The sequence below is a fragment of the Trueperaceae bacterium genome (assembly GCA_036381595.1).
Classification (GTDB): Bacteria; Deinococcota; Deinococci; order Deinococcales; family Trueperaceae; genus DASVCN01.
Genome location: DASVCN010000041.1, coordinates 95,613 through 121,122, shown reverse-complemented (window position 1 = coordinate 121,122; position 25,510 = coordinate 95,613). Strand labels below are relative to the sequence as shown.

Annotated in this window: 22 protein-coding genes and 1 tRNA gene; 10 read left to right on the top strand and 13 right to left on the bottom strand. The window is 61.4% G+C overall.

Annotated elements, in window-relative coordinates; all coding sequences use genetic code 11:
• Nucleotides 1–3: 3 nt before the first annotated feature.
• Nucleotides 4–1,179 carry a molecular chaperone DnaJ gene (gene dnaJ / locus VF168_14615; GenBank protein ID HEX7005414.1) on the top strand — a complete coding sequence of 392 codons (1,176 nt, stop codon included), beginning with the start codon at nt 4–6 and terminating at the stop codon, nt 1,177–1,179.
• Nucleotides 1,180–1,192: 13 nt separating this feature from the next.
• Here the strand turns inward: dnaJ and VF168_14610 are convergent, their stop codons facing one another.
• Together VF168_14610 and miaA are read right to left on the bottom strand one after the other, a co-directional pair.
• Entirely contained in the window at nt 1,193–1,444 is a 252-nt protein-coding gene (locus VF168_14610) for a hypothetical protein (GenBank protein HEX7005413.1), read from the bottom strand.
• Nucleotides 1,445–1,511: 67 nt separating this feature from the next.
• Entirely contained in the window at nt 1,512–2,432 is a 921-nt protein-coding gene (gene miaA / locus VF168_14605) for a tRNA (adenosine(37)-N6)-dimethylallyltransferase MiaA (GenBank protein HEX7005412.1), read from the bottom strand.
• Nucleotides 2,433–2,476: 44 nt separating this feature from the next.
• Here miaA and VF168_14600 point away from each other — a divergent pair, with 44 nt between their 5' ends.
• Together VF168_14600 and VF168_14595 are read left to right on the top strand one after the other, a co-directional pair.
• The gene (locus VF168_14600) at nt 2,477–2,854 is read left to right on the top strand and encodes an Hsp20/alpha crystallin family protein (GenBank protein ID HEX7005411.1); all 378 of its coding nucleotides are present in this window, start codon (nt 2,477–2,479) and stop codon (nt 2,852–2,854) included.
• Between the two features lie 3 nt (nt 2,855–2,857).
• Nucleotides 2,858–3,859: a heme-dependent oxidative N-demethylase subunit alpha family protein gene (locus VF168_14595; protein ID HEX7005410.1), complete on the top strand. Its 1,002-nt coding sequence runs from the start codon at nt 2,858–2,860 to the stop codon at nt 3,857–3,859.
• Here the strand turns inward: VF168_14595 and VF168_14590 are convergent.
• The 5 genes from VF168_14590 to VF168_14570 form a co-directional block, all read right to left on the bottom strand.
• Nucleotides 3,828–4,616, bottom strand: a complete 789-nt coding sequence (locus VF168_14590; GenBank protein HEX7005409.1) for an LptA/OstA family protein — start codon at nt 4,614–4,616, stop codon at nt 3,828–3,830. The genes VF168_14595 and VF168_14590 overlap by 32 nt on opposite strands.
• A complete protein-coding gene (locus tag VF168_14585) occupies nt 4,616–5,539 on the bottom strand; it encodes a hypothetical protein (GenBank protein HEX7005408.1) in 924 nt (307 codons plus the stop codon). Before VF168_14585 ends, VF168_14590 begins: the two co-directional genes overlap by 1 nt.
• Nucleotides 5,524–6,117 (bottom strand): hypothetical protein, encoded by a 594-nt coding sequence (locus VF168_14580; GenBank protein HEX7005407.1) that lies wholly within the window; start codon nt 6,115–6,117, stop codon nt 5,524–5,526. Before VF168_14580 ends, VF168_14585 begins: the two co-directional genes overlap by 16 nt.
• A gap of 155 nt (nt 6,118–6,272) precedes the next feature.
• On the bottom strand, nt 6,273–6,737 hold the full coding sequence (locus VF168_14575; GenBank protein ID HEX7005406.1) for a GreA/GreB family elongation factor: 465 nt from the start codon (nt 6,735–6,737) through the stop codon (nt 6,273–6,275).
• A 166-nt stretch (nt 6,738–6,903) separates the two neighbouring features.
• On the bottom strand, nt 6,904–7,731 hold the full coding sequence (locus VF168_14570; protein HEX7005405.1) for a hypothetical protein: 828 nt from the start codon (nt 7,729–7,731) through the stop codon (nt 6,904–6,906).
• A 125-nt stretch (nt 7,732–7,856) separates the two neighbouring features.
• Here VF168_14570 and VF168_14565 point away from each other — a divergent pair.
• Nucleotides 7,857–7,933, top strand: a tRNA-Ile gene (locus VF168_14565).
• A gap of 255 nt (nt 7,934–8,188) precedes the next feature.
• Here VF168_14565 and VF168_14560 read toward each other — a convergent pair.
• Nucleotides 8,189–8,803 carry a hypothetical protein gene (locus VF168_14560; GenBank protein HEX7005404.1) on the bottom strand — a complete coding sequence of 205 codons (615 nt, stop codon included), beginning with the start codon at nt 8,801–8,803 and terminating at the stop codon, nt 8,189–8,191.
• A 437-nt stretch (nt 8,804–9,240) separates the two neighbouring features.
• The gene (locus VF168_14555) at nt 9,241–9,474 is read right to left on the bottom strand and encodes a hypothetical protein (GenBank protein ID HEX7005403.1); all 234 of its coding nucleotides are present in this window, start codon (nt 9,472–9,474) and stop codon (nt 9,241–9,243) included.
• Between the two features lie 389 nt (nt 9,475–9,863).
• Between VF168_14555 and VF168_14550 the strand changes: the two genes are divergently transcribed.
• Both VF168_14550 and VF168_14545 read left to right on the top strand, forming a co-directional pair.
• On the top strand, nt 9,864–10,118 hold the full coding sequence (locus tag VF168_14550) for a hypothetical protein (GenBank protein HEX7005402.1): 255 nt from the start codon (nt 9,864–9,866) through the stop codon (nt 10,116–10,118).
• 12 nt (nt 10,119–10,130) lie between these two features.
• Nucleotides 10,131–10,391, top strand: coding sequence for a hypothetical protein (locus VF168_14545; protein HEX7005401.1), 261 nt, complete (start codon nt 10,131–10,133; stop codon nt 10,389–10,391).
• Nucleotides 10,392–11,579: 1,188 nt separating this feature from the next.
• Here VF168_14545 and VF168_14540 read toward each other — a convergent pair.
• The 3 genes from VF168_14540 to VF168_14530 are packed head-to-tail and all read right to left on the bottom strand — an operon-like array spanning nt 11,580 to nt 14,390.
• Entirely contained in the window at nt 11,580–12,977 is a 1,398-nt protein-coding gene (locus VF168_14540; GenBank protein ID HEX7005400.1) for a reverse transcriptase domain-containing protein, read from the bottom strand.
• 31 nt (nt 12,978–13,008) lie between these two features.
• Nucleotides 13,009–13,542, bottom strand: a complete 534-nt coding sequence (locus tag VF168_14535) for a hypothetical protein (protein ID HEX7005399.1) — start codon at nt 13,540–13,542, stop codon at nt 13,009–13,011.
• Nucleotides 13,543–13,592: 50 nt separating this feature from the next.
• Nucleotides 13,593–14,390, bottom strand: a complete 798-nt coding sequence (locus tag VF168_14530) for a hypothetical protein (GenBank protein HEX7005398.1) — start codon at nt 14,388–14,390, stop codon at nt 13,593–13,595.
• Nucleotides 14,391–16,330: 1,940 nt separating this feature from the next.
• On the opposite strand from VF168_14530, the gene VF168_14525 reads away from it, so the two are divergent.
• From VF168_14525 to VF168_14510, 4 genes are all read left to right on the top strand, one after another.
• Nucleotides 16,331–17,737, top strand: a complete 1,407-nt coding sequence (locus tag VF168_14525) for a replication initiation protein (GenBank protein ID HEX7005397.1) — start codon at nt 16,331–16,333, stop codon at nt 17,735–17,737.
• Between the two features lie 120 nt (nt 17,738–17,857).
• Nucleotides 17,858–19,822 carry a class I SAM-dependent DNA methyltransferase gene (locus tag VF168_14520; GenBank protein ID HEX7005396.1) on the top strand — a complete coding sequence of 655 codons (1,965 nt, stop codon included), beginning with the start codon at nt 17,858–17,860 and terminating at the stop codon, nt 19,820–19,822.
• 53 nt (nt 19,823–19,875) lie between these two features.
• Nucleotides 19,876–21,171 (top strand): restriction endonuclease subunit S, encoded by a 1,296-nt coding sequence (locus tag VF168_14515; GenBank protein ID HEX7005395.1) that lies wholly within the window; start codon nt 19,876–19,878, stop codon nt 21,169–21,171.
• A gap of 2 nt (nt 21,172–21,173) precedes the next feature.
• Nucleotides 21,174–24,401, top strand: coding sequence for a type I restriction endonuclease (locus tag VF168_14510; protein ID HEX7005394.1), 3,228 nt, complete (start codon nt 21,174–21,176; stop codon nt 24,399–24,401).
• A gap of 33 nt (nt 24,402–24,434) precedes the next feature.
• Here VF168_14510 and VF168_14505 read toward each other — a convergent pair whose 3' ends face one another.
• Nucleotides 24,435–25,055, bottom strand: coding sequence for a hypothetical protein (locus VF168_14505; GenBank protein ID HEX7005393.1), 621 nt, complete (start codon nt 25,053–25,055; stop codon nt 24,435–24,437).
• Nucleotides 25,056–25,510: the final 455 nt, after the last annotated feature.

Sequence of the window (25,510 nt, the reverse complement as noted above, 5' to 3'; positions counted from 1 at the left end):
TTGATGACTGACTACTATCAGCTTCTGGGAGTTGATCGGGCCGCCGACAACTCCCAGATCAAAGCTGCCTACCGAAAACTAGCCCTCAGATACCATCCCGATCGGAACCCCGGCGACCGGGAGGCGGAAGAGAAGTTCAAAGCGATCAACGAGGCGTACGCGGTGCTATCGGACCCGCAGAAGCGAAGCCGCTACGACAGGTACGGCAGCGTCGACGAGGGGGCACAGTTCACCGGCGACATCTTCGACATCTTCGCCTCCGTCTTCGGCGGCGGTTTCGCCGGAACGGGCGTGAGAACCCCTGCCGCTGGTCGTGGCCGGGCAGGCGAGAACATCGAGGCAGAGGTATCGATCACCCTCGAGCAGGCGCGTGAAGGCGCCGAGATCGAAGTGGAACTCGACCGGATGACCGCCTGCGACAGGTGTCACGGCGACCGGGCCGAGCCGGGCAGCGGCGGCAAGAAGACCTGCCCCACCTGTTCCGGGATCGGCCAGGTGAGAGCGCAGGCCCAGTCGTTCTTCGGCACCGTGATGACGGCTCAGGTGTGCCCCGAATGCCGGGGTCAGGGGGAAGTGATCACTACCCCCTGCGGAAAGTGCATGGGCAGCGGTCGGATGCGGAGCAAGGACAAGGTGACCGTAAACCTTCCCAGAGGGATCGACGGCGGATACCGTCTGCGTGTGCCCCGGCAGGGGAACGCGGGAGTCGACGGTGGCCCCGCCGGCGACCTCTACCTCTACATAGATCTAGAGCCCCACGAACAGTTCACGCGGGACGGCGACGACCTCTACTACGAACTGAGGGTCGGGCTCGCCCAGGCCGCACTCGGGTCGTCGTTCCAGGTACCGACTATGGACGGCCCCGAGATAATCGACCTCCCGGCCGGCACCCAACCGGGCACCGAGTTCAGGTTGCGTGGCAAGGGGATGCCGAGACTCAGGCAGGTAGGGATGGGCGACCAGCTGGTTAGCGTCAAGGTCGAAGTGCCCCTGGGCCTCTCGGCCAAGGCCAAACGGTTGCTGCACGAGTACGCCGAAGAGGCCGGCGAACAGATAGTCGAGCGTGAGACGCTGCTGGGCAAGCTGAAGGGGATATTCGGCAAGCGCGGCAAGAAGCAGTCGAGCGACGGAGACGACTTGGCCGCGGGCGAGGAGAACGCGGCGTCTACTGCCGGCTGATTACGACCTCGGCTCAGCGCTGCCCGTAGAAGATGAGGCCTACGCCGCCCAGCACCAGCAGCAGCATGCCGAGGTGGAGGAAGCCGTTTATCAGCCAGAAAGAGGCGAAGGTGTTGGACGGCTCGTCCACATCCTTGGTCTCGCCCTCTTCGAAGCGCTCCTCTATCCGTCGGTAGCGAACTATGTAGTAGACGACCCCTACGGCGCCGCTCACCGCCAGTATCAAACCGAGGATCGTTATCAGACTCAGGCCCAAGAGGCTCATCGCATACCCCCGGACGCAATCCTAGGATGCGCCCGTAGGCGTGAATGTAGGCTCGGGGCCGCCGGTACTACTCGAACCCCTTCAACCGTGCGAGCCATCCCACGAGTAGCGGCAGAGCGTCCTGGGCCAGCAGGGGAGACCTCAGATCCGCCGCCTGGCGTCGGAACCAGGTGAGCTGACGCTTGGCGTAGCGTACCGTAGCCAACTGCACCTCGCGTTCCGCCTCTTCCAGGGAGATCTCTCCGCTAAGAGCCCGGGCCACCTCCTTGTAGCCGATCGCCTGCATCGCGGTGAGCGGGGCCGGGAAGCGCTCGAGCAACGAACGAACTTCGGCTGCCAGGCCCAGCTCGAACATCCGCCGGCAGCGCTGGACGATCCTGGGCCGCAGCGCCTCGAGGGGCGGCTCGAGCACCGCCAGCGAGGTGCGGAAACGCGGTTCGTCGTAGGGGAACTCGCTGGGAGGCCGACCCGTACGTCTCAGTACCTCCAGTGCTCTGACCACCCGGCGCGGGTTCCGCTGGGAACGTTCGGCATCGATTGGGCTCGCCTCGCGTAGCTCTTCGACGAGGGCGTCGAGGCCGCGCTCCGCCAGCTCGCGCCAGATCGGCTCCTGCAGTTCTGGGTCGGCCGCCGGAACGGTAGGCAGACCGCGGGACAGAGCTTGCAGGTAGAAGCCGGTGCCGCCTACCACCAGCGGGAGACGGCCTCGAGCCAGGGTCTGAGCGATGGCCTCTTCGGCCTCCCTCACCCAGTCGGCGACAGAGAAGGTCTGGGCCGGAGTCACGAGATCGATCAGATGGTGCGGGACCAGGGACCGTTCCTCCACACCCGGCTTCGCTGTGCCTATGTCCATGCCGACGTAGACCTGCATGGCATCGGCCGTAATCACCTCCAGCGGGAGGTGTCGGGCCAGCTCGATAGCGAGCCCGCTCTTCCCTGATGCCGTTGGGGCGCCAAGCAGGGGTACGATCGGTCCGGCTTCGTCCATCGCCCATACCGTAACGCCGGAGGGCCGATGCTAGAATCCGGGTCATGGATCTGGAGAAGTTCGGCACGGCCGGTGACGTCCAGGAACTGCTGGCCATCCGCGACCGCATCGAAGGGCTGATGGACGAGCGCCGCGACGCCAGCGCCCCCAAAGCGGACCTGTTGGACGACGGCGAAGCGTTCCGGCTGGTCATCGAGGTGCCCGGGGTCCCCGAGGAGAACATCGAGATCGCGCTCCAGGGGCAGACGCTGCTGGTGGCCGGGATCAGGGAGCCGCAGGATGGATCCGCCACGATCCTCTTCAGCGAGCGGCAGAGCGGTCACTTCCAGCGGAGCATCGCCCTGCCCGAGCCGGTCGACCGCGAACGCACCAGCGCCCACCTCAAGTCAGGCCTGCTCACCGTAAACCTTCCCAAAGAGTAGGGCGTGTCCGTGGAGCTGCCGGCGCACCTGCCACCGGAGCAGGTGCCGTTCCCGGTAGAGTCCACCTACCGGATCCGTCCCGACCTGCGGAAACTGGAACCGGGCGAGCAGAGGTTCGTTCTCGACCGATCACTACCTCATTACCGGTCTCGCAAGCTGGAGTTGCTGAGCTCGTTCCCACAACAGTGCCGAGTTTTCAACGGTACGGAGGAGCGGTTGAGGTGTGGCCTCTGGCGGGTTGCGGAGCTGCTGGCTTCGGAACACCCAGAGGAGTGCCGGTTGGACGGCAACGTCGCGACCTTCCCGCGGCTCGGTATTCGCCTGGACCATGGCGGCGAGTTGGAAGAGCTCGAGTCGTCGCGGGACCAAGGCCGTGCCAGCGAGATCGCCGAGCACCTCGAGGCGCTCGGGTCCACCGCCCGTCTGGCCGACGCGCTGGCCCTGGCCGTACAGGAGGACCTGGTCCTGATCGCCGGTCCGGCCGGCGCCGACAGCTCGAGCATGCTGCACGTCTGCTTCCCCTCCCACTGGAACCCTGGGCAGAGGTCCGGCGCCTCCTTCGTGGAACTCCACGAGCCGGTGCCGCACAACGAACGGCTCATCGCAGGTTCCCGCAACCTCGTTTCGGCGATGCTCACCAAGGGCCCTTTCGTAAGGCACGTCTGGAGCGTTACCACGTCGCACCAGCTCGATCAGAACCCTGCGCGGTCACACCAGCCTGCGCCGCTACCGGATCGGCCGCTCGTCGACAGCCTCTACTTCAGGGCAGAGAGGCAGACCACCACTGCCCTCGGGGGTCTCGCGCTGTTCACTATCAGGATCTACGTTTCACCGTTACGCGGCGTGCTCGATCCCATTCGGGCCCGCCTCCTGGGATCGGCGATACGTTCGATGGACGCCGAGTTGCTCCGCTACAAGAGCCTGGTCGAACTGAAGGAACCGCTGCTCGAAGAGCTGGACGCGCTCGCGGCGGCTAGTCGAGGTCTACCTCGAGTTCACCCTTGACGTTGCCTACGACGATCACGTCGTTCGAATCGAGGTAGTAGAGGAGCGTGTTCCCGGCGATCTCGTCCTCGCCCTGGACGCTGCGGGCGGGGGTTCCGGTGAGGGTGGCGAGGCCGGCCGCCTCGTCCAGCTCGAGCTTCTCCGCCTCGGTCACCCGATCGCCGGCCTCTACCCGCACGTTGCCGCTCAGGGTCGAGCGGTCGGTCTCGAGGTCGTAGGTCATCGAATCGGCCGTCGCGCTCAGCTGCTCGGCGTCCCCCTCCGGCTCCCGCCGCAGGCCGATGGGACCCTCGAGCTGGGCCACATCGACCTCGCGGTCCAGGAAGAAACGGGTGGCGGATATCGTCGTTCTGCCCTGCTCCAGCACGACGGTCTGATCCTCGGCGGGGATGAACTCCTCTGGACAAGGCGGCCTGGGCGCGAAGACGATGGTGCCGTCGAGCATCTCGATGGTCTCCTGCCCCTCGCTACCCTCGTCCCCCTGCGGCCGTTCGATGATCGCGATCGACGAGCGGATAGTCGTCTCGTCGTCGATTACCATCTCCACATCGTTGGGTGGGCCAAGGAACACGCTGGTGCGAACGCCCTCACAAGGGAGATTGCCAACGGTTCTTGCGCCGTTCTCTGCCAGCGCCTCGTTGGTGATGACGATCGTGGTGTCGTTGCGCTCGATGCGAGCGACGTTAGGGGTCTGCCCCAAGGCGACACCACCGGCCAGAGCGAGCAGGAACAGGAGCGCGCCGACCCGGCGAGGCATCACTCAGCTTCTGCGGTCGGCTCGAACGCCTGAGGGTCGAAGTCGCTGGGCACGGTGGCGTCGATCGCCTCGAAGAAGTCGAACTCGATGTCCTGGCGGATCCTGTCGCTCGTCAACTCCACGCCGTTGGCCTCGTCCACAGAGTGCGCCGGCGAGCCGATGATCTCGGCTATCGACTGTTCGTCGTCGAAGAAGACCTGTTCGCCGGTGGAGGTGATGCTCCCGTCGACGACGGTCACGTTCCCCCTGGCGTAGAGCTTCTCGTCTTCGGTGAGGACGCAGGTCTCGTCGGCCGTGATGACGAGTTCCTCGCCGTTCTCGTCCGTCCTGGTGAGAGTTACCTGGCCGCTCTCGCTGTAGAGGCAGGCCAGGCCCCGCTCCTCTTCGTAGAGTAGCTCCCCCGAACTCGCCCGCTGGTTGCCGCTTACCAGTTCGACATCGCCACGGCTGATGCTACGGTCGGTGTCGACGTCGAACTCGACCTCCTGTGCGGTGATGAAGACCGGGTCCTCACCCTCCTCTTCGGGAGTTATCTCGATCTCGGCACCGCCCGCGAGGGTGCCAAGGCCGGTGGCCTCGCTGTAGCTGAGCTGAGGGCCGGTAGCGCTGAGGTCACCGCGCTGCACCTGGACGCCCCCATCGAATATCGCCTGCCGGCGACCGGCGGCCTGGCTGAGGGTGACATCGCCCTGCTCCTCGGGCGGGACGCGGAGGATCGCGTGTCCCGACAGGATCGTGAGATTCGAAACCGTGGCGACGATGCCGTCCGGCTCGGGGTGGGTGTACTCATGGGGGCCGTAGCGGAAGTCTCCGCCTATGTCGGCTCCCTGGCTGTCGATGCGTATGATCCGCTCCTCACTGACCTCCTGGGCCAGGGCGGTGAGCAGCGTCAGGCATGCGAGGAGGCTCAGGAGTTTGCGCACACTGTTTCCCTTCTGCTTTCGTCGGCGGGACCGATACGGAGCTCCGCGACTGTCGTCGTGCCCGGTCCGCCGCCGTCGAAGTCGGTGAGGTCGAAGGAGACGATCATGTTCTCGATCCGGGTGTCATCGCCCCAGTTGGGCCCGGTTACCTCCATGACCGGCACGATGAAGTCGCCCTGCTGCTGGTCGATGACGACCGGATTCTCGCTGGACCCACGCATCGTGAGGCAGTCGCCGCTCTCCACCAGGTAGGCATAAATCGTCTCGCCGAGGATGTCGTCCTCGCGGTTGATCGTCAGCTTCTCGGCAGCCACCGTGAAGTCGACTTCGCCCCCCACCTCCCGGCGTCCTTCGTTTATATCGAAGAGAACCGAAGTGCCCTCCTCGGGGTCATACTCGGCGCGCGGCGCGTCGAAACGCCAGACGGCCTCGGGGTCCGCCTGCGGAAAGAGCGTCACTTGGGCGTCGCTCAGTTTTATCTGCTGTTCGGGTAACGCCGCCCGACGGTCGGGCAGCAGCGAGAGGACCACCAGAACCGTGATGAAGACGGCGAAAACCAGGAGCGCGGTTCTCAGCACGCTTCAATCTACCAGCGGCCTCCTGTTAGAAGCGTGACCGGCTGTTAAAGGACAGATAATAGATCCTCTTGAAAGCCCCACCGAGCCCGCGGAACTCGCATGGGAGCCCACGCAGGCGTCGCGGGAGCCCACGCAAGCCGCGCGGTCAGACCGGCTTACTCGTAGCTGACGTTGATCACCTTGTAATCGATGCCGTTCCATTCGACCTGATCCCCCGAGCGCTTGCCAACCAGGGTCTTGCCCAGCGGCGACTCGTCGGAGATGCGGTTCTCGAGGACGTCCGCCTCGTGGGTGCCCACCAGGTGGAAGTTCACGCGCTCGCCGCTGGAGTCTTCGAGTTCGAGGCTAGCGCCCAGGTCGGCTACCGCTTCCGCGCCCTCCTCGTGCTCGACGACTACGGCGCTGTGGACGATCTCCTCGAGGTCTGCGATCCGCGCCTCGTTCGCGCTCTGCAACATGCGAGCCTCGTCGTAAGCTGCGCTCTCGCGAAGATCACCATCGGCGATCGCCGTACCCATGTTGTCCGCCAACTCCTGGCGTTTCTCTTCCTTGAGGTAGCGAAGCTCTTCCTTGATCTTCTCGAGCCCCTTGGCGGTCAGGTAGATCGGCTTCTTCGGCACTTTTCACCTCGTCACGTCGCCCCCGAGGGCGCCCGTCTGTTCGATTCGATCGGAACGCAGCCTGACTCGGCTGTCGACTGCGCGCGCAACCGTGCGCCCGCGGGTCCGAACCACGATTATAAATGGTGATCGGTAGCTGTCGGTTGTGGGGACAGCGGAGTCTTCCTCAAGCGAAAGGGAGCCCTCCCAGTAGACGCCGGACGGCGGCCAGGAGGCCCCTGAACTCCCGTGAGGCCGAGTGCCCGCCCGGGTAGGCGTTGGAGCCCTCGCTTTCGAGCCTCACGCCGTTCCGCTCGACCGTGAGGTGCCAGCCCGTACCGTCGAGCGCGCCCGGGTTCTCGTAGTGCCGCTCCCAGTCCCAGGCGCTCAGGTCATCGAGCGATTTCCAGAACCCTCGCCACCGGCGCTCAGTTGGCCGTACGAAGCGGTGGAGGCGTATCGTCTCGCGGCGACCATCTTCCTCGGCGGGTTCGTGCCCCTCGTAGACGATCCGTCCGTTCTCCCACCCGATCCGGTAGCTCGGTCCGAAGTACCCGCCGATTCCCACTTCCAACGCGTCGGGGATCAGTCGGGCGTCGCCGCTCGGGTCCTCCGCGCCGCGTTTCTCGTCCTCTTCGACAGCGATAGCGTTCAGGAGGCTGACTATCTCGTCCCCGTACCCGGGCATCTCACCCGGTCCGGTCGCGAGGAGGAGCCCAGGGCCATCGGTCCCGTTCTCGGGCCACGCCGTCAGGCCGGCGGTGAAGCGTGAGGCGCGGGCGAGGAAGAAGAGGACCAGCCTCAGCTCGAGCAGGGAACGGGCCCAGCGCCCGGTAGCACCATGCTCGTCCATCAAGCGGCTGCAAGTGCGCGACAGGTCGACGCCCAACTCCTCGGCGATCGCGTAACCGTCGAGTTCGTGGGCGAACTCGAACCAGCGGTCGGGGTGGGGCACGGCGAGGTGTTGTGCCTCCGCGGCTGCTAGGGTGGCGGCTGTCTTCTTCGTCCTCGGCACTCAACAGGAACTCTAGCAACGGAGGTACTGCGCCTGGCGATGGGAATGTCTACACGCCTGCCCCGCGCGAGAGTCCATTTGGTAGAATCGATCCCGCTCGGGTGGCCGTCAGGTCGCGGTCTCGAGGGCCCTTAGCTCAGTTGGTCAGAGCAGTCGACTCATAATCGATTGGTCGCTGGTTCAAGTCCAGCAGGGCCCACCACCATTCCCATCGGCAATTCGCGCAATTGCTCGATCGGCTGATTGTGCAAGTGACTGTGCAAGTGGCCGTTTCTGAGAAGTTGTTCGTCCCAGTTCTCCTCTGTCCGGAGGGGCCTCCGCAGTCTTCAGTTGATATTGCTCCGGGGCGCTGTTGTGGCCCCGGAGCGGTAGTGCGTCGTATGCCAACAAGGAGTCCGAGGTCAAGCGAGGGCTTGGTTTGTGGCAAGCATCGCCAGGCGGTAACCAGGAGTGTCCTTCATCGCGGGCTGCGGGTGAACGCCTGCAGTGGGTCTAGTTTGAGGAGGCCGCGTTCTGTGAGCGCCGTCTCGAGTCGGGCGACTAGGTTGAGCATGTCGCCCATCGCGGCCTCGGTGCCCTCTTGCGCTGCCTGGAATGGCCAGGGCATGGGCGGTGTTAATCCGCGTTTGGGGTAGCCAGTCACATCTGGTGCCATCCAGCAGGTCCAGTCGGCGATCTCCTGGGCTTGCTCGAGGGTGGCGTGCAGGGCGCTGAGGCGGTAGAGGTTGAGCGCTGGTTCGAACTGATCGTATTCCGCCTTGATCTGTGCCGGCAGCATCCAGGTGAATGCAAGCCCGTCGCGGTCGCGGATTAATTGGATACTGGTCCGGTCGCTGATCACCCGTCTGTTCTCGTGGCTAGGTGGCTGAATCGGGGTGGGTTGCCACGGAAACGAGGGGGAGTAGGTCCGCGGATAGACGGTGAGTACGTTGGGATGAGTTGGGGGCGAGGGTAGTTGTTGAACGATGATCAGGTCGTCAGGATTTTCGGTGGCCGAGCGGTCGATTGCTGCTCGCTCGTTAGCGTGGAGGAGTATCGCGAGGGCACCATCGGGATCCATCGACGCTGGCACCCGGTGGAGCTTGTAGTGTTCAGCGTGCCTGTCGAAGGTTAGCTGGGGAAGGACAACGTCCTCGAGCACACCCTTCGGGGCGGCGCTCGTCAGAACTCGCCTGACCTCCCGCGCTTTCGGGAAGTGAATGCCCTTCGGCGCAGGGTACGTTTTCGTGGAGTGTCCGATGCTGGCGAAGCAGGCGCTCGCCGTTACCCGCCGAGTATCGCCGGCGAACAGGACCATCGGAAGTTCCCGGCGGAGGATGCCGCTCAGCCAGTGGGACGTACGCGGTCTTGGCTTCGTGACCGGTCTCTTCGTCCGATCCGGGTCCGAGTGTGATTCGATGTGGTCTACAACGTCGAAGCTATAGTTGCGCCCGAAGTCATCTTGCCGGGAGATGCCGGGCCAGCGCGCGTACTCGGTTGTGGCACGCCAGGACGGGGTGTTCTCCCTATTCACGCGGCCTCCCTGACCGGGGGCAGGATGTGGATGTGTTCATCGAGGAGTTCGGTCAGGCCCACGGCGGCTGGAACCAGTGAGTCGATGTCTCCATCGGTTACAGCGGCCCTGAGTTGCTCCAGGTTGGTAAGGAGGCGGGCCCCTAGTGGATCTGGCACGGTCAGGTGAGTGACGCGCTGGGTGCTGTCGACCCGAACATAGACGACTGGGCTTGGTGATGGCTGTTGCATTCGTTCTCCTTCTGCAAGCCCCCGTAGGTGGGGTTGCTAGTAGAAGGCTGCCGGCCTACGGCCGGCTACGGCACTTGGCTTCGAGAGTTGCTGTAGGCCAGTCGGCACGGGGCTCCCCGAACGGTAGTTCCAGTCGGATCTTCTTCTGCTATGTTGAAAGGGGCCTTTGGCCGTTTTCCCCAATCCGGGGGTGACTGTGGGCACCCCACCCAAGACGGCGAGTGTCTTCTGGCTCGCTGCGGGAGCCACCTCATCACGCATGAGGTGGCTCAACACACGGTGCTTCGCCCGCCGCCAACCCGCTTTTGTTGCCGTTCGTGAGCTCGTAAACGAACTGGTATCCTTTACGCGTCAGCCAGAGTCGTCTTGCCTTGATCGGAGTCAGGGTCATGAGTAGCGAGGACTTCTTCCAGCTCTTCGGATGGCGGAAAGGCCCAGCACATGTGCAGGGCAACGTGAAAATGACGCCGGAGGTCGTGTCTCGAATCACGGCGGCGCTAAACAGGAGCCGGGGTAGGCGGCGGAGTGCTTTGACCATCCCCCTCGACGCCCTACGAGCGATTGGCGTGAACAGCACCGGTGAGTTGGTGCTCGAGGTGCAGAAGGGGAAGCTGATACTCAGGCCGAGGAGTTACGAAGCGTGACGGGAGTAGCGAGTGCCTAAGTTCGGCCGTGGTCTCAACAGGGAGCTGGTAGCGGCGGTCAATCGCGGCGAGATTGAAGAGCCACTCACCACTCGAGACGTAGCCCTATTCGCCGAGCGGCGCGGGTGGAAAGTTCGCCCCTCCCACCTGCAAGTCACGCTGCAGAACGCCTCGACTGAGGCGCACAGCCCCACCTACAAGAAGTACTTCTTGGCGCTGGGACGTGGTCGCTTCCGGCTTCGTGACGAGTATCGAGGGACCGAATGGCTCTGAGGGTTGGTCAACGGTGAAAAAAGCCTTGTGCAGGGAAGATTTCCGCAGGGCCCTCAGGGAAATCTTTGGTTCGGCTGAGAGCGAAGGACGTGAGTTCGTCGAGGTGCGAAGCGGGGACCTGCACCGCGCCGTCGGTGAGCATCCCGGCCCCGATCACCGGATGCCGGTCTGCTGCTCGGTGATGGAGGAGGTGATGACCGATGGAGACCGGATCGTGAGAGCACCTCCTAAGGGTCGGGGAGCCAATTTCGTTTATTCGGTACCTCATTCCTCGTCAGACCTAAGCACTTCGCCCGTGTAGGTCTTTCGTTGCGCTCTATTTCGCGGGGATTTCTTAGCCCCTAGAATAAAGAAGTAATAGCATTAGAAGCTGACTTGCGGGAATCGAGATAGTGGCGAGTATCGTTAGACTAGTGCCGATGTGCCACCTAACGCGATGCCAGATCGCAAGTCCTTGATGCATCTTGGTGTCTTGTTGCCCTGTGTTAACTCTTGCTAAGTCCTCGGCGCCCCAGTTGTGTGGGACGTTCTTACTTGCAAGGAAGTAGTGCATGTCACGTGGGTCGTGATTAGCTGATGAACCCGATTCGATTTCTCTGTACTGGTTTGTAAGCTCGTCGAGGCGTTGTAATGCTCTTTCGTCGTCTGGGTCCTGAACCAGGAGAGTTGCAAGCGCATCCAGCAGTAACGACATCCTTTGCCCGTCTGCATGTAGACGCTGGGAATCGGACTTGGCCTTATAAGTGTCGGTGCTAAGTTGCGTAGCTAGGAGTGTCATTCCAAGAATGGAGACCGAAGCCGCCGCAAGTGCACCAAGCAAGGGTTCTCCCGTCGTCGATGATGCCTGCGATACCAATACTCCGGTCACAACTAACGTCGTGGCTGAAACCGCGTGGAGTCTTCCAAGGTTACTGACCCGATCGGTGAGGCGCCGCGACGCATTGAAACGAGCGCCGCGCGTGATCCATATCGCTATCTTCTGGTACAGAATTCTTTGGCGAGTCTCGTCAGTCATTATCAGGCCAGCAACGATGAGAGGACTGGAGAAGTGCCGAGAGATGACCCCGACTCGTAGAAAGCGCGGAGTTGCCTACGTGGAGGCGAAAAGGTTCACATACTCCCGCATAGGAACGTATGCGAGGGACGAAGCTTTGGCCAGTCCTCTCGGCGGAATTATTACACATTAGTCTAGTTACCCGATGCTGCCGGGCCCTCGTCAGCAACCAGCCGCCGGAGGTTTCTTTGTCGGAACATAGAGAACCATCGGGTGACCGTTTGTGGCGAGTAATTCTGCCGCGTGTCGAGTATGCCACGATCGGTCAAATAGGTTAGCTTTACCTGCACGGTGTTGTAAACATCGTAGTTGCGAAGGTAGCCTTCCTGCGCATTTCCGGATCGAATTTTGTAGTATGCCGTCGTTAGGCGCTTTAGCCCCTTCGGCGGCCTGCCGCCAAAGATCGGACTCTGAGAAAGCAGTGACCGAATTGTTGCGTCGGTTCTGTGGAGTAAGGCTCTGTCAGTTAAGGCTTGGTAGTAAGGAAGCCAGCCGAACAAGCGCCCATCAAACACCGCGCCAGTAATTCGCTCGTTCAAGTCTTCCACGAAAGCGCTATCTAGGGCATCGGCTGAGAGCCAGGAGCACCTGTGCAGAATTGCGTCCCGATTGTGGCGATACCACGTAAGGAACCGAGCAACGGAGTCCACGAGGCCGGAAACCTTTCCCTCCGGCACCGTTAGGGCAAGATGATCAAACTGGTAGCCAAGGTAGGTGAATGGGACACTCAATGGCTCCTCGTGATACTTCGTTGGGTCCAAGGAGATTTCAAGCCCTAACTTGCCCAAGTCCGATTCGGCTATGGTCTTTACTCTGGCAACGTTCGTGGGCGTCACAAGCACCAAAATGTCATCCACGTATCGCCAGTATCCAATAACCCCCTTAATCCGTTCCAGTTTTTTGTCAAAGGTCTCCAGGTACACGTTGGCTAACGCGTTAGAGATAGGCAGCCCCTGCGGAATACCTTTACTTCTGCGCACTTCCCCTTTCCAGCCCTTCCTTCGTCCAGGGGGGAATGTCGGGCACTCAATAGAGGCCCTAATCAAGTGCTGGAAAACCTGAGAACGGGCCTTTCGTGACAGCTTCTTTAGAAGAATTGACTGATCAATATTGTCATAAAAGCCGCGGACGTCTATTCGCAGGGCGACGATAGATGGATTGGCGCGCTGATGAACTCTGTGCACGCTTCGTATCACGGCGTTGGGTAAATCTGTATTGACCGCTGATGGGAAGATCCGCTGAAGATAGTCCTTCGTTACGCGAAGCGTTATTCGGTCTCTCACGGTGGGCACAGAAACCACGCGCGGAACCTTACCCCGCCCTTTTCCGAGTAGAACCTCTTTATAAGGAGTGAAGCGATAAGTCTTGTTGAGGGCCTTTCGGCGGATGATTTGAAACTCAGCCCTTAACAGGTTTCGAAAGCCGTAGGCGGACAGCCTGTCCAAACCGCGGGCTCTAGACTTCTTTCGGACATGTTTATAGTGACGTAGCAGTTCTAGTGGAGCGAAATATGTCTTCGGAAGGGTCTTCATTGAGACCCCTTCTTTTCTAACTGCACACTGGCTATTGGAGACGTAGCCACAAGTCGCCGATGTTCTGCCAGAGACGCGCGTCACGACTAAGATCGTCAAACTCCTCTTCTGTCAATCCATCCGGAAGCTTATTGAAGATCTCCTCAAAGACTTCGATTTGGAGTCGACGAGCCAGTGTCGCGTACAACAAGCTGTTATCGAGCTCCGTGTATTCCGTTCCTTCCATAAGAAAGTCAACGACGACATCTGACTCAGCGATAAGCTCATTAGCCTCGGCGCGCAAGACAATTATCTTTGCGACCGTAGCCTGGTCTAGGTCGGAGAGCGATACATTACTTGAGTTCTGCAATACGACGTGGCCCTCCGTAGCGACTTCCGTGGCTTCGGTGCTCCATTGCGCGGTGCGATAGTAGTAGTTGTAGACATCGTCGTAGGTTTCTATCTGGCCTTGGACAAATCCGAAGAGTGCCAATAAGGCCGCTAACAGGAAAGACTTAGTGAGTTGGGAAGGGGCTTGCATCTCTACCTCCGCGTCGCCCCCGCTGTTTTGCATGTCTTGCTTCAAGGCCAATTGTAAACGCGCTAGGGCAGATAGCAGTGGCCCCCAGGCTCGCATCAGTCCTTAGCCTCGGGTTGCCCTAAAGCACTGCCGCTCTTGCTTGTGGCGTTAGCGGTCCCCAGCAGGCACCGATTGAGCCGATAGAGGGTGAGCGGCGGGTTGTCGTAGTACGCAACCTTGCGAACCCAGGTGACTTGTTCCGGCCAGTTCGGCGGAACCGATTGACTGGACCTGTGCGACCTTGCCCAGCTCGCCTTCGCGGTCCTTATTAGGCGCTTCTTCTGGCTTCTGACACCAGCAAATCCCGGCACGTTGTCCAACGCATTCAGAGTAGCGTTGAGCGCGTCAGCCGAGCGCCAGGAGGCTTTGAGTGTGAGGCCAGCCTCCCACTGCTGGTACGCTTCTGCTGTAAGTGACCAGGTCCAGGTGAGGCGCTTTCTGCCCCGAAGAAACTCCTCTGCTTCTCGCTTGCCTATGCGCTGTTTCGGGTGCAGCTTGTAGATGCCCCGCCACACGAGACCATCGAAACGGGCATCTCGCAGGTTCTCTCCACTAAGTTTCGATGTCGCGAGCAGAACGAAGTCCAACTCCTGGCTCTTCAGGCCACGGTCGTAATCGAGTAGCACCACCGCTGCCGGGTGCCCGCGGCGTTTGAGGAGAGAGCGTTCGTTCTCTCCTGCGAGCACGCCGTGCTTCCGGTCTAGGTGCTCGACCAGGCGAGCGGCCTTGCCGACGTGGATCTTGCCCGTGTGGTGGTAGTGGTAGCCGCGCGCGACTCTCTGAATAATGTCATGCATGCAAGCTAAGCGGGTTCGGTGCAGGGGGAAGTCGAACGGATTGTCGGGCCTCGGCATAACCTCAGGCTAGTTCGGACATCTGCGCGTGTGAATCGATTCTTACTGGTGAGATCGATATTGCGATGGCAGCAATTGAATCCCCATGCGATGGGGATTACGCATTTACGAGGTTCCATAGGCGGTGCCGACTTCTACTAGTTCCGCGTCGCCAACCTGCCCTACCCTAGAGTCAGGATCGCACGCGGCTTTGCAGCCGGGTCTGTCAATCGCTCGGGGGTCGCCAACCCCTGTGAACGTGTGGAGAAGCGCAGTGCCTTTAATCGGGCTCGCTGCGCTACGACGGGCGCTCGAAGGTGAAACTCCTTCGTTCGATCCAATCCACGACCAACTGATGTTGGGCGACACGGAAACGGATGTCGAGTGGCGGCTGATTGCCACGCACTCGCTCCTGATCTGCCAAACGAAACCAAGCGTGGATGTTTGGACGTCGTGCCTGGTGACAGGGCACGACTGGGCGGAACGCGACCGAGAGGTCGCCACCTTGGGCTCGGACGCCTGCTGCCGGCCTACTCCCTGGGGGGTAGTGCCGTTGAGCGGGAGAAGGGTTTGGGGAATGCCGCACCGGTGGGCTGCTGAGGACGGCACCCCGGCACATGCCGGGGTTTGCAAGCGAGACCGGTCCCCCCAGGGACCGGAACCACCCTCATCCGGGTGGGTAGCAAGACGTCAGGGGCCAGAGCGGAAACGTGGAAAGGCCTGGGACCAACTGGGGCAACCTGGTTGGCTCGCTGATAGCTCAAGCCGGTAATTGCAGCCGCCGCAACCCAAGAGTTTGCAGGTAGGTTGCATTGCGAATGGTGGATGATGCCATTGGGGTCCCTGAAGTGGACCTCGATCACACCCGGAAGCTCGAAATGCGAAGTAGCGGAGCGGCTTTGGAACCTCGAGCCCGTGAAACCGTAAGGGGAGGCCCAACCCGCGAGGGGGAGGCCGGCACTTCGAGCGAGGGAGTGGCTAGTCCACTTACGCCAGATCTAACGTGGGAAGCGCTTCAGGGAGGCGAAGGGTGGCACCTCGCCGATCGAACTTGGAGTGCGGGAGAATGCTGAGTAAGAGCCCTCGGTAGAGGGGTCCGGCGCGGACGCGATGTGGTCGAAGCGCCGCCGGAACCGGCGAGAAATCGCCGGGTATGAAAGGTTGATCCACACATGGTTGACGGATGCTGACGCATGGACGCCGGTTGTCCCCGAACGCCCCAGGTAGTTGATAACTACCGGGCCTGCCCTGTCTGGAAATGCCAGGGTACAGACCCCGATGGGTCGGGTTGGACTACTCGGATAGGGTAGCCCTCGGGTACGGCAGAGCAGCAGCAATCCGCCCGGAATCGCGAGCCCGGGACCGAAGACTCGCGACCGCCGCAGTACGGCAAACACTGCATTCCTCGCGGACCAGTTGGAACTCGAGGCCGGCCACCCACCGGAAGCGAACGGGTAGTAGCGAGGCGAGCTCGAACTCGAGCACGCCCGAAAAGGCTTGGCGCCCACCACACGGGCCGGCCGATCTAAGCGCAGATACGGCGACAACCCCAGTCGATTTTCGACTGGGGTTCCTTTCAGCCGGCGTCCTATTCTGGGCGAGGTTGACTCGCGTTCCACCCCCCCCTGGCCAGCCGCCGCGCGAAGCGCGGCCTCAATCACCCGAGTGGACGCGGCCGGCACGGCCCGCCCCATTGAATTGATAATTCTTAAGAAAGACCTGGAAAAGCATGATTGGCGGCTCGTGGAACCTCGGCTGCAACGAGATAAAGGGCAATCAGAAAGGCGGACCGTAAGAGTCAAAAACGACTCCGGTAAGAGCCTTTGCCCTGCAACAAAGGACAAGTCTCGGAGCGAGAGGGTCGCAACGTCGGATGGTTGGAACTCGAAGATGAGAAAACCACCGGAGGGCTTCTGATCTGAAGTTCGGCGATTACCGAGGGGGCTGTACGTTCACCGCCAATGAGCCCCTACGCCCCCAACCAAGCCTCGCTCGCCGCCCCTGATGCGGACCCAAAGTACGTTGGCAAGTCCTACGATCCCGAGAAGGCCAGCGTGACCATAGGAAACGATCTGGCAACCGCCTTCAGCGCCCTCAGTCTCCCAGAGAGGAACCTACTCGCCCTGGCCATCTCAAGAGTCCACAGGTCTGACGAGCAGCTCCAGCCGGTGGTGATCGAGCTCGAAGCTTACCGGCGGATCTTCCTGAACCGGGAGAGTACGAACAACAGTGTCCACGCTCAAATGCGCTCGGCCTGCCGTGAACTGAGCGGCAAAGACGCACGTCTGTACTCGAAGGACGGAACTGGCGCACGGGTGAGACTCGTTCGCGGGGCCGCCCTCGAACCGAGTCTGAAGTCCGGCCTGATGGCTGTTACCATTGAGCTACACCCCGACTTGAGCCCGTTCCTGATCAACCTTGCCGAGCGGGGACGCTTCACTTCCGTCCCTCTTAGGGCGTTCACCAGTCTTCGCGGACAGTACTCCATTCCCTTGCTGCTCCTACTCCATGCCCGCAAGGGTAGGCAGAAGCGCTTCGTCACCACCCCCGCCCTAGCGAACCTGCGGGACTGGCTGGGCGTAAGAGAAGGCTCCTATCCTCTCTGGCAGGACTTCAAGACCCGCGTCCTCCAAACGGCGATTGCTGAACTGGCCGGCCTACTCGAAGTAACCTTCAGCGGTCGAAAGTGGGGCCGATCAGTGAACCGGGTCGAATTCAAGGTAACCGTCGTCCCCCAAGAGACCACCCAGATCGGGGCGCGCGACGACTACTGGAGCGAACTTCAAGGACTGCTGAACGAACTAGAGTTCACAGGCCAGATCGATAGGTACATCCGTCCCCTTGGCGTCAAGGTCGTGCACGCCAAAGTACTCGAGGTACGAGAGGTGGTTCGTACCAGGGAAGCCGCCGGCGACCCGGTAATGAATCCGGGCGGCTACCTTCGGAACTCACTGGAGGCACTGCTAACCAGCCAAACACCGGGGCACACGAAAGCTCTGTCCGATCCGCAGGATTCAGGCGCCGGTCGCTTTAGCGACGCAACTGCTGCGGGCGTGTACCTTCACCGCCAGTGGGAGAAAGCAAGATCAGAAGCTGCACTGAAAGCCTGGAGTGAGTTAGACGATGACCGGAAGAAGTTGATAGACGAAGCGGTTCGGCAGGCAAGAGTCGGAAGCACCACAAGGCATTTCCTGCCTGCTCCTGACATAGCAGAAGCGCTCGAGCGCGAGGTGCAGATGCTCAAGCATGGTCTGCTGAGGTTCGAAGGGGAGTTGACCAGTCCCGCAGCCTTCGATGAACACCGTGACGTACTTCGTGCGCTCAAACCGGTAGAGCGCAATGCGGCGAGGGAGTCAGCAGACTACTAGAAACCAGTCGTTCAGGCTTGGAGCGAACAGGAAGTTGCCGCTTTCTGACGTAACACGAGTCAGAGGTTGCGAGCTACTCGATTCCGAACGTACTTCCTCCGTGGTAGCGTTCTTAACAAAATGACTCATGCGAATAACCTATCTGGCTTCATTTGGGGTGTTGCCGACCTACTCCGCGGTCCCTTCAAGCAGAGCGAGTACGGTCGGGTCATCCTGCCCTTCACCGTCCTCCGACGCCTCGAGTGCGTTCTCGAGCCCACCCGAGAGGCCGTCCTAGAGGCCCTCAAGGAGCTCGAGGGGAGCGGCGTAGACCTCGACCTAATCGTGCCGGGTGTCGCGGGCGCGCCCTTCTACAACACGAGCCGCTATACCCTTGGCACCTTGGGCGCCACCAGCACAAGGGCGAATCTAGAGGATTACGTCAGCAAGTTCAGCGGCAACGCCCGGGCCATCTTCGAGCACTTCGCGTTCGACAAGTGGCTGGAGAAGCTCGAGGCCACCGACCTGCTTTACGCCGTGGCGCAGAAGTTCGCCAACATCGACCTTCACCCCGACCGCCTCAGCAACTACGAGATGGGCCTGGCGTTCGAGCACCTCATCCACAAGTTCGCCGAGAGCGCAAACGACACCGCCGGAGAGCACTTCACCCCCCGCGACGTGGTCCGCCTCACCACCACCTTGGTGGTAGCACCCGACCACGATGCGTTAGGCGGTGAGGGGGTGATTAGGACCGTCTACGATCCCACTGCCGGCACTGGCGGTTTCCTCTCCGCCGCCATCGAGCAGGTCGCCGAGTGGAACCCCGACGCTCGGCTGGTGCCCTACTCGCAGGAGCTCAACGCCGAGACCTACGCCATCCAGGTGGCCGACAAGCTCATCCAGGGCTACGACACACGCAACCTCAAGCTCGGCAACACCCTCGCCGATGACCAACTCCCTGAGGGCCGCTACCATTACGGCCTCTCCAATCCCCCCTATGGGGCCGACTGGAAGGCGATCAGGAGCAAGGTCGAGGCCGAGCACAAGCTCGGGTATGCCGGCCGCTTCGGCCCCGGGTTGCCACGCGTGAGCGACGGTAGCATGCTGTTCCTGTTGCATTTGCTGTCAAAGCGCCGGCCCCGAAGCGAGGGCGGCAGCCGCTTCGGCATCGTCCTGTCCGGCAGCCCGCTCTTCACCGGAGGGGCGGGCAGCGGCGAGAGTGAGATCCGCAGGTGGGTCCTAGAGGAGGACCTGCTGGAGGCGATCGTCGCCCTGCCAACCGACCTCTTCTACAACACCGGCATTGCCACGTACGTGTGGGTGCTGAGCAACGCCAAGGAGGAGGCGAGGCGCGGCAAGGTGCAGCTCATCGACGCCAGCGACACGTACGCCCCGATGCGCAAAGGCTTGGGCAGCAAGCGCAAGTACCTGACCGACGAGCAGATCGCGGAGATCGCGAGGTTCCACGCCGCCTTCGAGGAGACCCCCAAGAGCAAGATCGTCGACACCAGCGACTTTGGCTACCGCCGGATCACCATCGAGCGACCCCTCAAGCTCACCTACACCCCCAATGACAGCGAACGCCTGGCGGCACTTAGAGAGGAGAAGGCCTGGCAGAAGCTCGCCGAGAGCGAGCGGCGGGCCATCCTCGACGCCCTCGCCACCCTCGAGGCATACATCCCCAGCCGCAAGCGCTTCCACAAGGAGCTCCAGGTGGCGTTGAAGTCCAGCGGGGTAAGCCTGAACGCGGCCGTGAAGAAGCTGCTGCAGAAGCACTTGGCTGAGAGCGACGAGGCGGCGGAAGTGTGCACCAGCAAGGGCAAGCCAGAACCGGACCCGAGCCTCCGGGATTACGAGAACGTGTCCATGGGCGAGGACGTGTTTGAGTACTTCGAGCGCGAGGTAAGGTCGCACGTGCCCGACGCATGGATCGACGAGGGCAAGCGCGACCCCAAGGACGGGGAAATCGGGATTGTCGGTTACGAGATCCCGTTCAACCGCCACTTCTACGTCTATCAGCCGCCCAGGCCGCTCGAGGAGATCGACGCCAACCTGCGCGAAACGACCGAGCGGATCAAGGCGATGATTGAGCGGTTGTCCGCGTGACATATGACCGAGGTGTTGAGTATAAGGACTCAGGTTTGGACTGGTTGGGATCAGTGCCTAAGCACTGGAAACAACTGAAGGTGGCGCGTGATCTCCAGTACACAATCGGCTGGACACCACCAACTGCCAACCCGGCCAATTTTGATGGAGCGGTGCCTTGGGTAACCATTGCCGACCTGGGTGAACCACAAGTGCGAACAACCCAAAAAGGCATTTCGAAGGCCGCCCTGTCTGCGCGAGGCGCTTCTCTTCTCCCACGAGGCACACTCTTGATGTCGTTCAAGCTTTCCGTTGGCTTGGTGTCAGTGCTTGGCCTAGAAGCCGTTACCAATGAGGCAATCGCTGCGTTCAAGCCGAACCCACGTGTTGATACTCGTTTCTTGTACTACGCGCTTCCCGAGTTTGTGCCGAAGTATGCGCGCGAAAACATCTACGGCGCTAAGCTTCTAAATCAGGACTTGATAGCCAGCGCAAAGACATTTGTCCCCCCGCTCGAGGAGCAGCGTCGGATTGCGGCGTTTCTGGATTACGAGACGCGCCGAATCGACGAGCTCGTGAGCGAGTTGGAAAAATTTGCGTTCCACGCGGAAGAGCGCCGTGCCGCAATAATCGTTGCAGCAGTCACAGGTGCGCTGCGCCTAACTGAGTGTGGTTCTAATAGTGGGTCTCGTGCCTACTCCGATTCCACTCCAAAGGCGACTAGAGAGGCTCTTCAGTCCGTTCCCCGGTCATGGGACGTTGCACGGGTGGCAGATATTGCCTCACGGCGCCGAGAATTTGGAACACCTGATATGGACTTGCTCTCGGTGTTCTTGGACCGAGGAGTTGTGCCCTATGTGATGGATGGTGGACAAGTTCACGCACCTAGTGATGACCTCAGCACTTACCAGGTAGTCCGGCGGGGCGATCTCGTTCTAAACAATCAGCAGGCTTGGCGTGGATCCGTTGGAGTATCCAACTACGAAGGCATCATCAGTCCCGCCTACGTCGTTCTCAAATTGCATTACCGACAGCATCCGGGCTTCATGAACTACCTAGTGCGATCCAAGGTAATGGTGCACCAGTTCGAAATTGCATCAAGAGGCGTTGGTGACATCCAAAGGCAGGTTTACTGGCCGCGCTTACGAGAATGCCTCGTGCCACTTCCCTCACTGGAAGAGCAGCAACGAATCTGTGACTTTCTCGATCATGAAGTTGGACGGCTGAACACACTCCTCGCCGAGCAGGCTAGGCTGATTTCACTACTCCGTGAACGGCGATCTGCCCTGATCACTTCCGCGGTGACCGGTCAGATCGACGTGCGCGAGTGGAGCCCGACTGATGACTTGGCCGTGGAGGAGGTGGCTTAGTCGTGGCAAGTGCGAGCGACAGCCTGGCGACAGCGCACCACGAGAGCAAACTCGAGGCGCACATCGTGGAGTACCTCAATTGCCATGGCTGGCTGGTCGGAACCCACGACTGCTACGACCGCGAACGCGCCCTCTACCCGGAGGACGTCATCGCCTGGCTGAGGGCAAGCGAGCCAAATACCTGGGTGAAGCTCCAGAAGCTCAACGGGGTGGACACCGAGAAGCGGGTTCTGGACCGGTTGGTGAAGACCCTGGAGGCCGCCAAGCATGGACTGGTGAGCGTGCTGCGCAACGGCTTTGAGATGGCCGGCGCGGGGCGCTTGCGGATGACCACGGTGAGGCCTGAGGACGAACGCAACGAGAGTGAATGGGAGTCTTACCGGGCGAACATTCTGCGGGTGGTCCCACAGGTGCGTTACAGCCTGGAGAACGAGAACGCGGTCGACCTGGTGTTCTTCATCAACGGCCTGCCGGTGGGCACTGTCGAGCTCAAGACCGACTTCACCCAGAGGGTGGAGGACGCGATAGCGCAGTACAAGACCGATCGCTGGCCAAAGAGCGCGAAGGGCAAGAGGGAGCCGCTCCTCACGCCGCAGCGAGGGGCGGTGGTGCATTTCGCGGTGAGTGACAGCGAGATCTACATGACCACCGAGTTGCGCGGCCCGGGCACGGTGTTCCTACCGTTCAACAAGGGCCGCGACGGCGGAGCCGGCAACCCCGCCGTTGCGGGCGGTTACCCCAGCGAGTACTTCTGGAAGGAGGTCTTGCAGCGCGACAATTGGCTGCGGATCTTCCAGCAGTTCGTGTTCGTTGAGACCGAGCAGAAGGAGGACGCCCAGGGCAAGAGCCGCACCGTCGAGAACCTCGTCTTCCCCCGCTACCACCAGTGGGAGGCGGTCACGAGGATCATTGAGGCAGTCCACGAGGAGGGCCCGGGCCACCCCTACCTGGTGGCGCACAGCGCTGGGAGTGGGAAGACGAAGACTATCACCTGGCTAGCTCACGAACTGGTGAGGGTGCGGGACGCCTTTGGGGAGGCGTACTTCGACTCGGTCATCTTGGTGACCGACCGGCGGGTATTGGATCGGCAACTCCAGAACGCCATCACCCAGCTCGACCACCGGCAGGGCATGATTCGCACCATCAGCGAGAAGGGGGGCAGCAAGAGCTCTCAGCTTGCCGAGGCGATGACGTCGGGCGTGCCCATCGTCGTGGTGACGCTCCAGACCTTCCCCTATGCGCAGGAGCTCATCCTGTCCGAGGCCAGCCTCAAGGACCGGCGGTTCGCGATCGTCGTCGATGAGGCCCACTCCGGCACCGGCGGCAGTGCCGCGGCCGACCTGCGCTACATTCTTACGGGCGAGAGTGAGGAGGAGTGGGAGAAGCTTTCCACTGAGGAACGGCTTCAGGCCCGCCAGACCGCTCGGCGGCCGCCACCGAACGCCAGCTACTTCGCGTTCACCGCCACCCCCAAGCACTCCACCCTCACCCTGTTCGGGCGGGGGGAGAACGATCCCAAGGCGCCTCTGTCGAGCGCCAACAAGCCTGTGGAGTTCCATGCCTACACGATGCAGCAGGCAATCGAGGAGGGCTTCATCCTCGACGTGCTGCAGAACTACACGACGTACAAGACCGCCTACCGTTTGAGCGAGAAACTCTCCGGGAAGGATGATCCGAAGGTTGACAAGCGGCAGGCGCGCCGCACCCTGGCGAAGTGGGCGTCGCTCCACCCCACGAACGTGGGCCAGAAGGTGCAGTTCATCGTCGAGCACTTCCGGCGGAACGTCGCGCACCTCCTCGCCGGTCAGGCGAAGGCGATGATCGTCACGGGCAGCCGCGCAGCCGCAGTGAAGTACAAGCTGTACCTCGACCGGTACGTCCAAGAGCACAAGATCGAAGGTGTCAATGCCCTCGTGGCATTCAGCGGAGACATCCTCGGCAAGGAGATAAGCGACAGCGTCTTTGAGTACCCCGAGGGGCATAAGTTCAACGAGACTACAATGAATCCCGATCTACTGGGACGGGATCTGGCGGCAGTGTTCGACACGCCGAGCTTCCAGGTCATGATCGTGGCGAACAAGTACCAGACGGGGTTTTCCCAGTCGAAGTTGGTCGCCATGTACCTCGACAAAAAGGTCTCTGGAGTGGAGGCGGTCCAGACCCTTTCGCGCCTCAACCGCATCTACCCAGGCAAGGACACCACCTTTGTCGTGGACTTCGTGAACGACGCCGACACCATTCAGACGTCCTTCCGGCAGTTCTACCGGCACGCCCGCGTTTCTGAGGTGCAGGATCCCAACGTCGTCTACGACGAGAAGCAGCGGCTCGAGCAGGCCGGCATCCTCCATGCCGATGAGATCGAACGGTTCGCTGAGGAGATTGTTAAGAAAAGCGTACCTCACGAGAAGCTCTACGCTCACACCCAGGCGGCGGCGGACCGTTTCAACGATCGCTTCCGTACCCTCACCAAACGCCTTTCCGGCCTCGACGCCCAACTCGAGACGGCCCGTAAGCACGAGGACGCCACGGCAGTGCAGCAACTCGAGGAGACGCGAAGCCAGACCGCGAAGGAGCGGGACGAGCTCAACCTGTTTCGGGACGGGCTTATGAAGTTCGTGCGCACCTACCGTTTCATAGCCCAAATCATGGATCTCGACGATCCCAACCTGGAGGCATTCGCAGAGTTCGCGAGACTCCTGCGCCGCCGCTTGGATGGTGTGCCTCTCGAGCAGATCGACTTGAGCGGCCTGAAGATGCTCGAGTACGGTCTGATAAAAGGGGAGCGGCGACACGGCGTAGAGGACGGGACAGGGGAGGGCGACGAGAAGCCGCTTCTCCGACCCAGGGGCGCCGGTGGGCAGGGGGAGCCACGTGATCGGGAGAAGGAGCGGCTGTCCGAGCTCATCCGGCGCCTTAACGAAGTCTTCAGCGCCGATCTCGAGAACACCGACAAGATCGTGTTCATCGTGCATCTAAGCGAGAAGTTGCGCGCCAACGAGCGGGTCGTCGCCCAGGTGGAGAACAACAAGCGCGAGGACGCCCTCAAGGGCGACCTACCGAGCGAGGCGATGAAGGCGGTGGCGGACGCCATGGAGTCGCACCGCAAGCTCGCCATGGAGCTCCTCAAAAGGGACCACCAGGGCCGCGAAGCGCTCTTCGGCATGCTCTACGACCTAATAAGTGACCCTGAACTCGGCAGGCAGCTACTGGCGGACCGCGCAGCGCGTTAGCCAAGGCTTGCTGAGGGGCTCACCACCCATCGCTCACCGATTGCGTCCGAGCTCGGTCAACCCACCGGGGAGGGTGCGAACGCTCTGGGATGTCTCTTTGTGTCGGTGGGGGAGCTTGTCTGCTTTTGACTTCGGCTTTGCCGCTGCACTCTTGTGCTCTTTCGGGTCGCGGAGGCGCCCGAGCGTGTCAGGGTTAAAGCCGTTTTCTTCGAGGCATTCCCGAGCAAGCTCGTCCTGCGCCGCAATTGTCTTGAGTCTCGAAGCTCGCCAGAAGTAGGAGCGGCCACGCACGGTGAGTTTGCGTTTGGAGATGAACTTATTGCGCTCCTCGTCAGTGACGGGCGAGCGCTCGACATCCTCCGCTGCAGACTCACCCGTGGAGTCGCTGGTGTCGCTCTCTACGTTCACGAGGTCGAGAAACTCGCGGGCCGCTTCAACCCGGGCTTCCAGTTCGTACTTGCCCGCCAGGTGACGCTTGAGGCCTTCCAGCACCTCGCCGCGATCGGCTACCGCCAGGAGCTCCTCGAGCTCGGCGGTTAACTCTTCACGTCTCGCCTGAGCCTGTTTGCGGAGCTCCTGCTGGGCTCGCGCCTTGCGCAAGTCGGCGTCGTTAAGTACGCCGTCCTGTCGCTTCTTTCGCCTTTGCCTGGCCATGTTGGATGAAGGGTAGCAGGTTTTACCAGCGCTGGCGCCACCCGCGGAGAACTAAATGCGACGCCGCTGTTGCCCAAGCGACCCTTGGCAGCGCAAGCGCTGCACATGACTAGGGCGACAGCTTGGAAATCTTGGCGTGACTCTTCTAACTCTGAGGGATTGCTGCTGAGGCGTGAAAACCAGCAGGTGCCCTGCTCAGTGCTGTCCTAGACAGACCAGTATTCGGCCCAGTATTCACCTAAGTTTGTGAAAACCCGCAGGTGGAAAAGCACCGTCCCTGACGGCGTAAGCTAAATTACGACGCAGTATCTTGCACCACCGTAGCGTGTGCATATGCATTACGCATTCCCACCAGCATCCGACGCCAGTTCTTCCCCTCCTCATGGTTCTCTCGAGCCGCTATTGACGGCAGAGGAGGTTGCCGAGATTCTCAGAGTCAGAAAGGCGCGGGTATA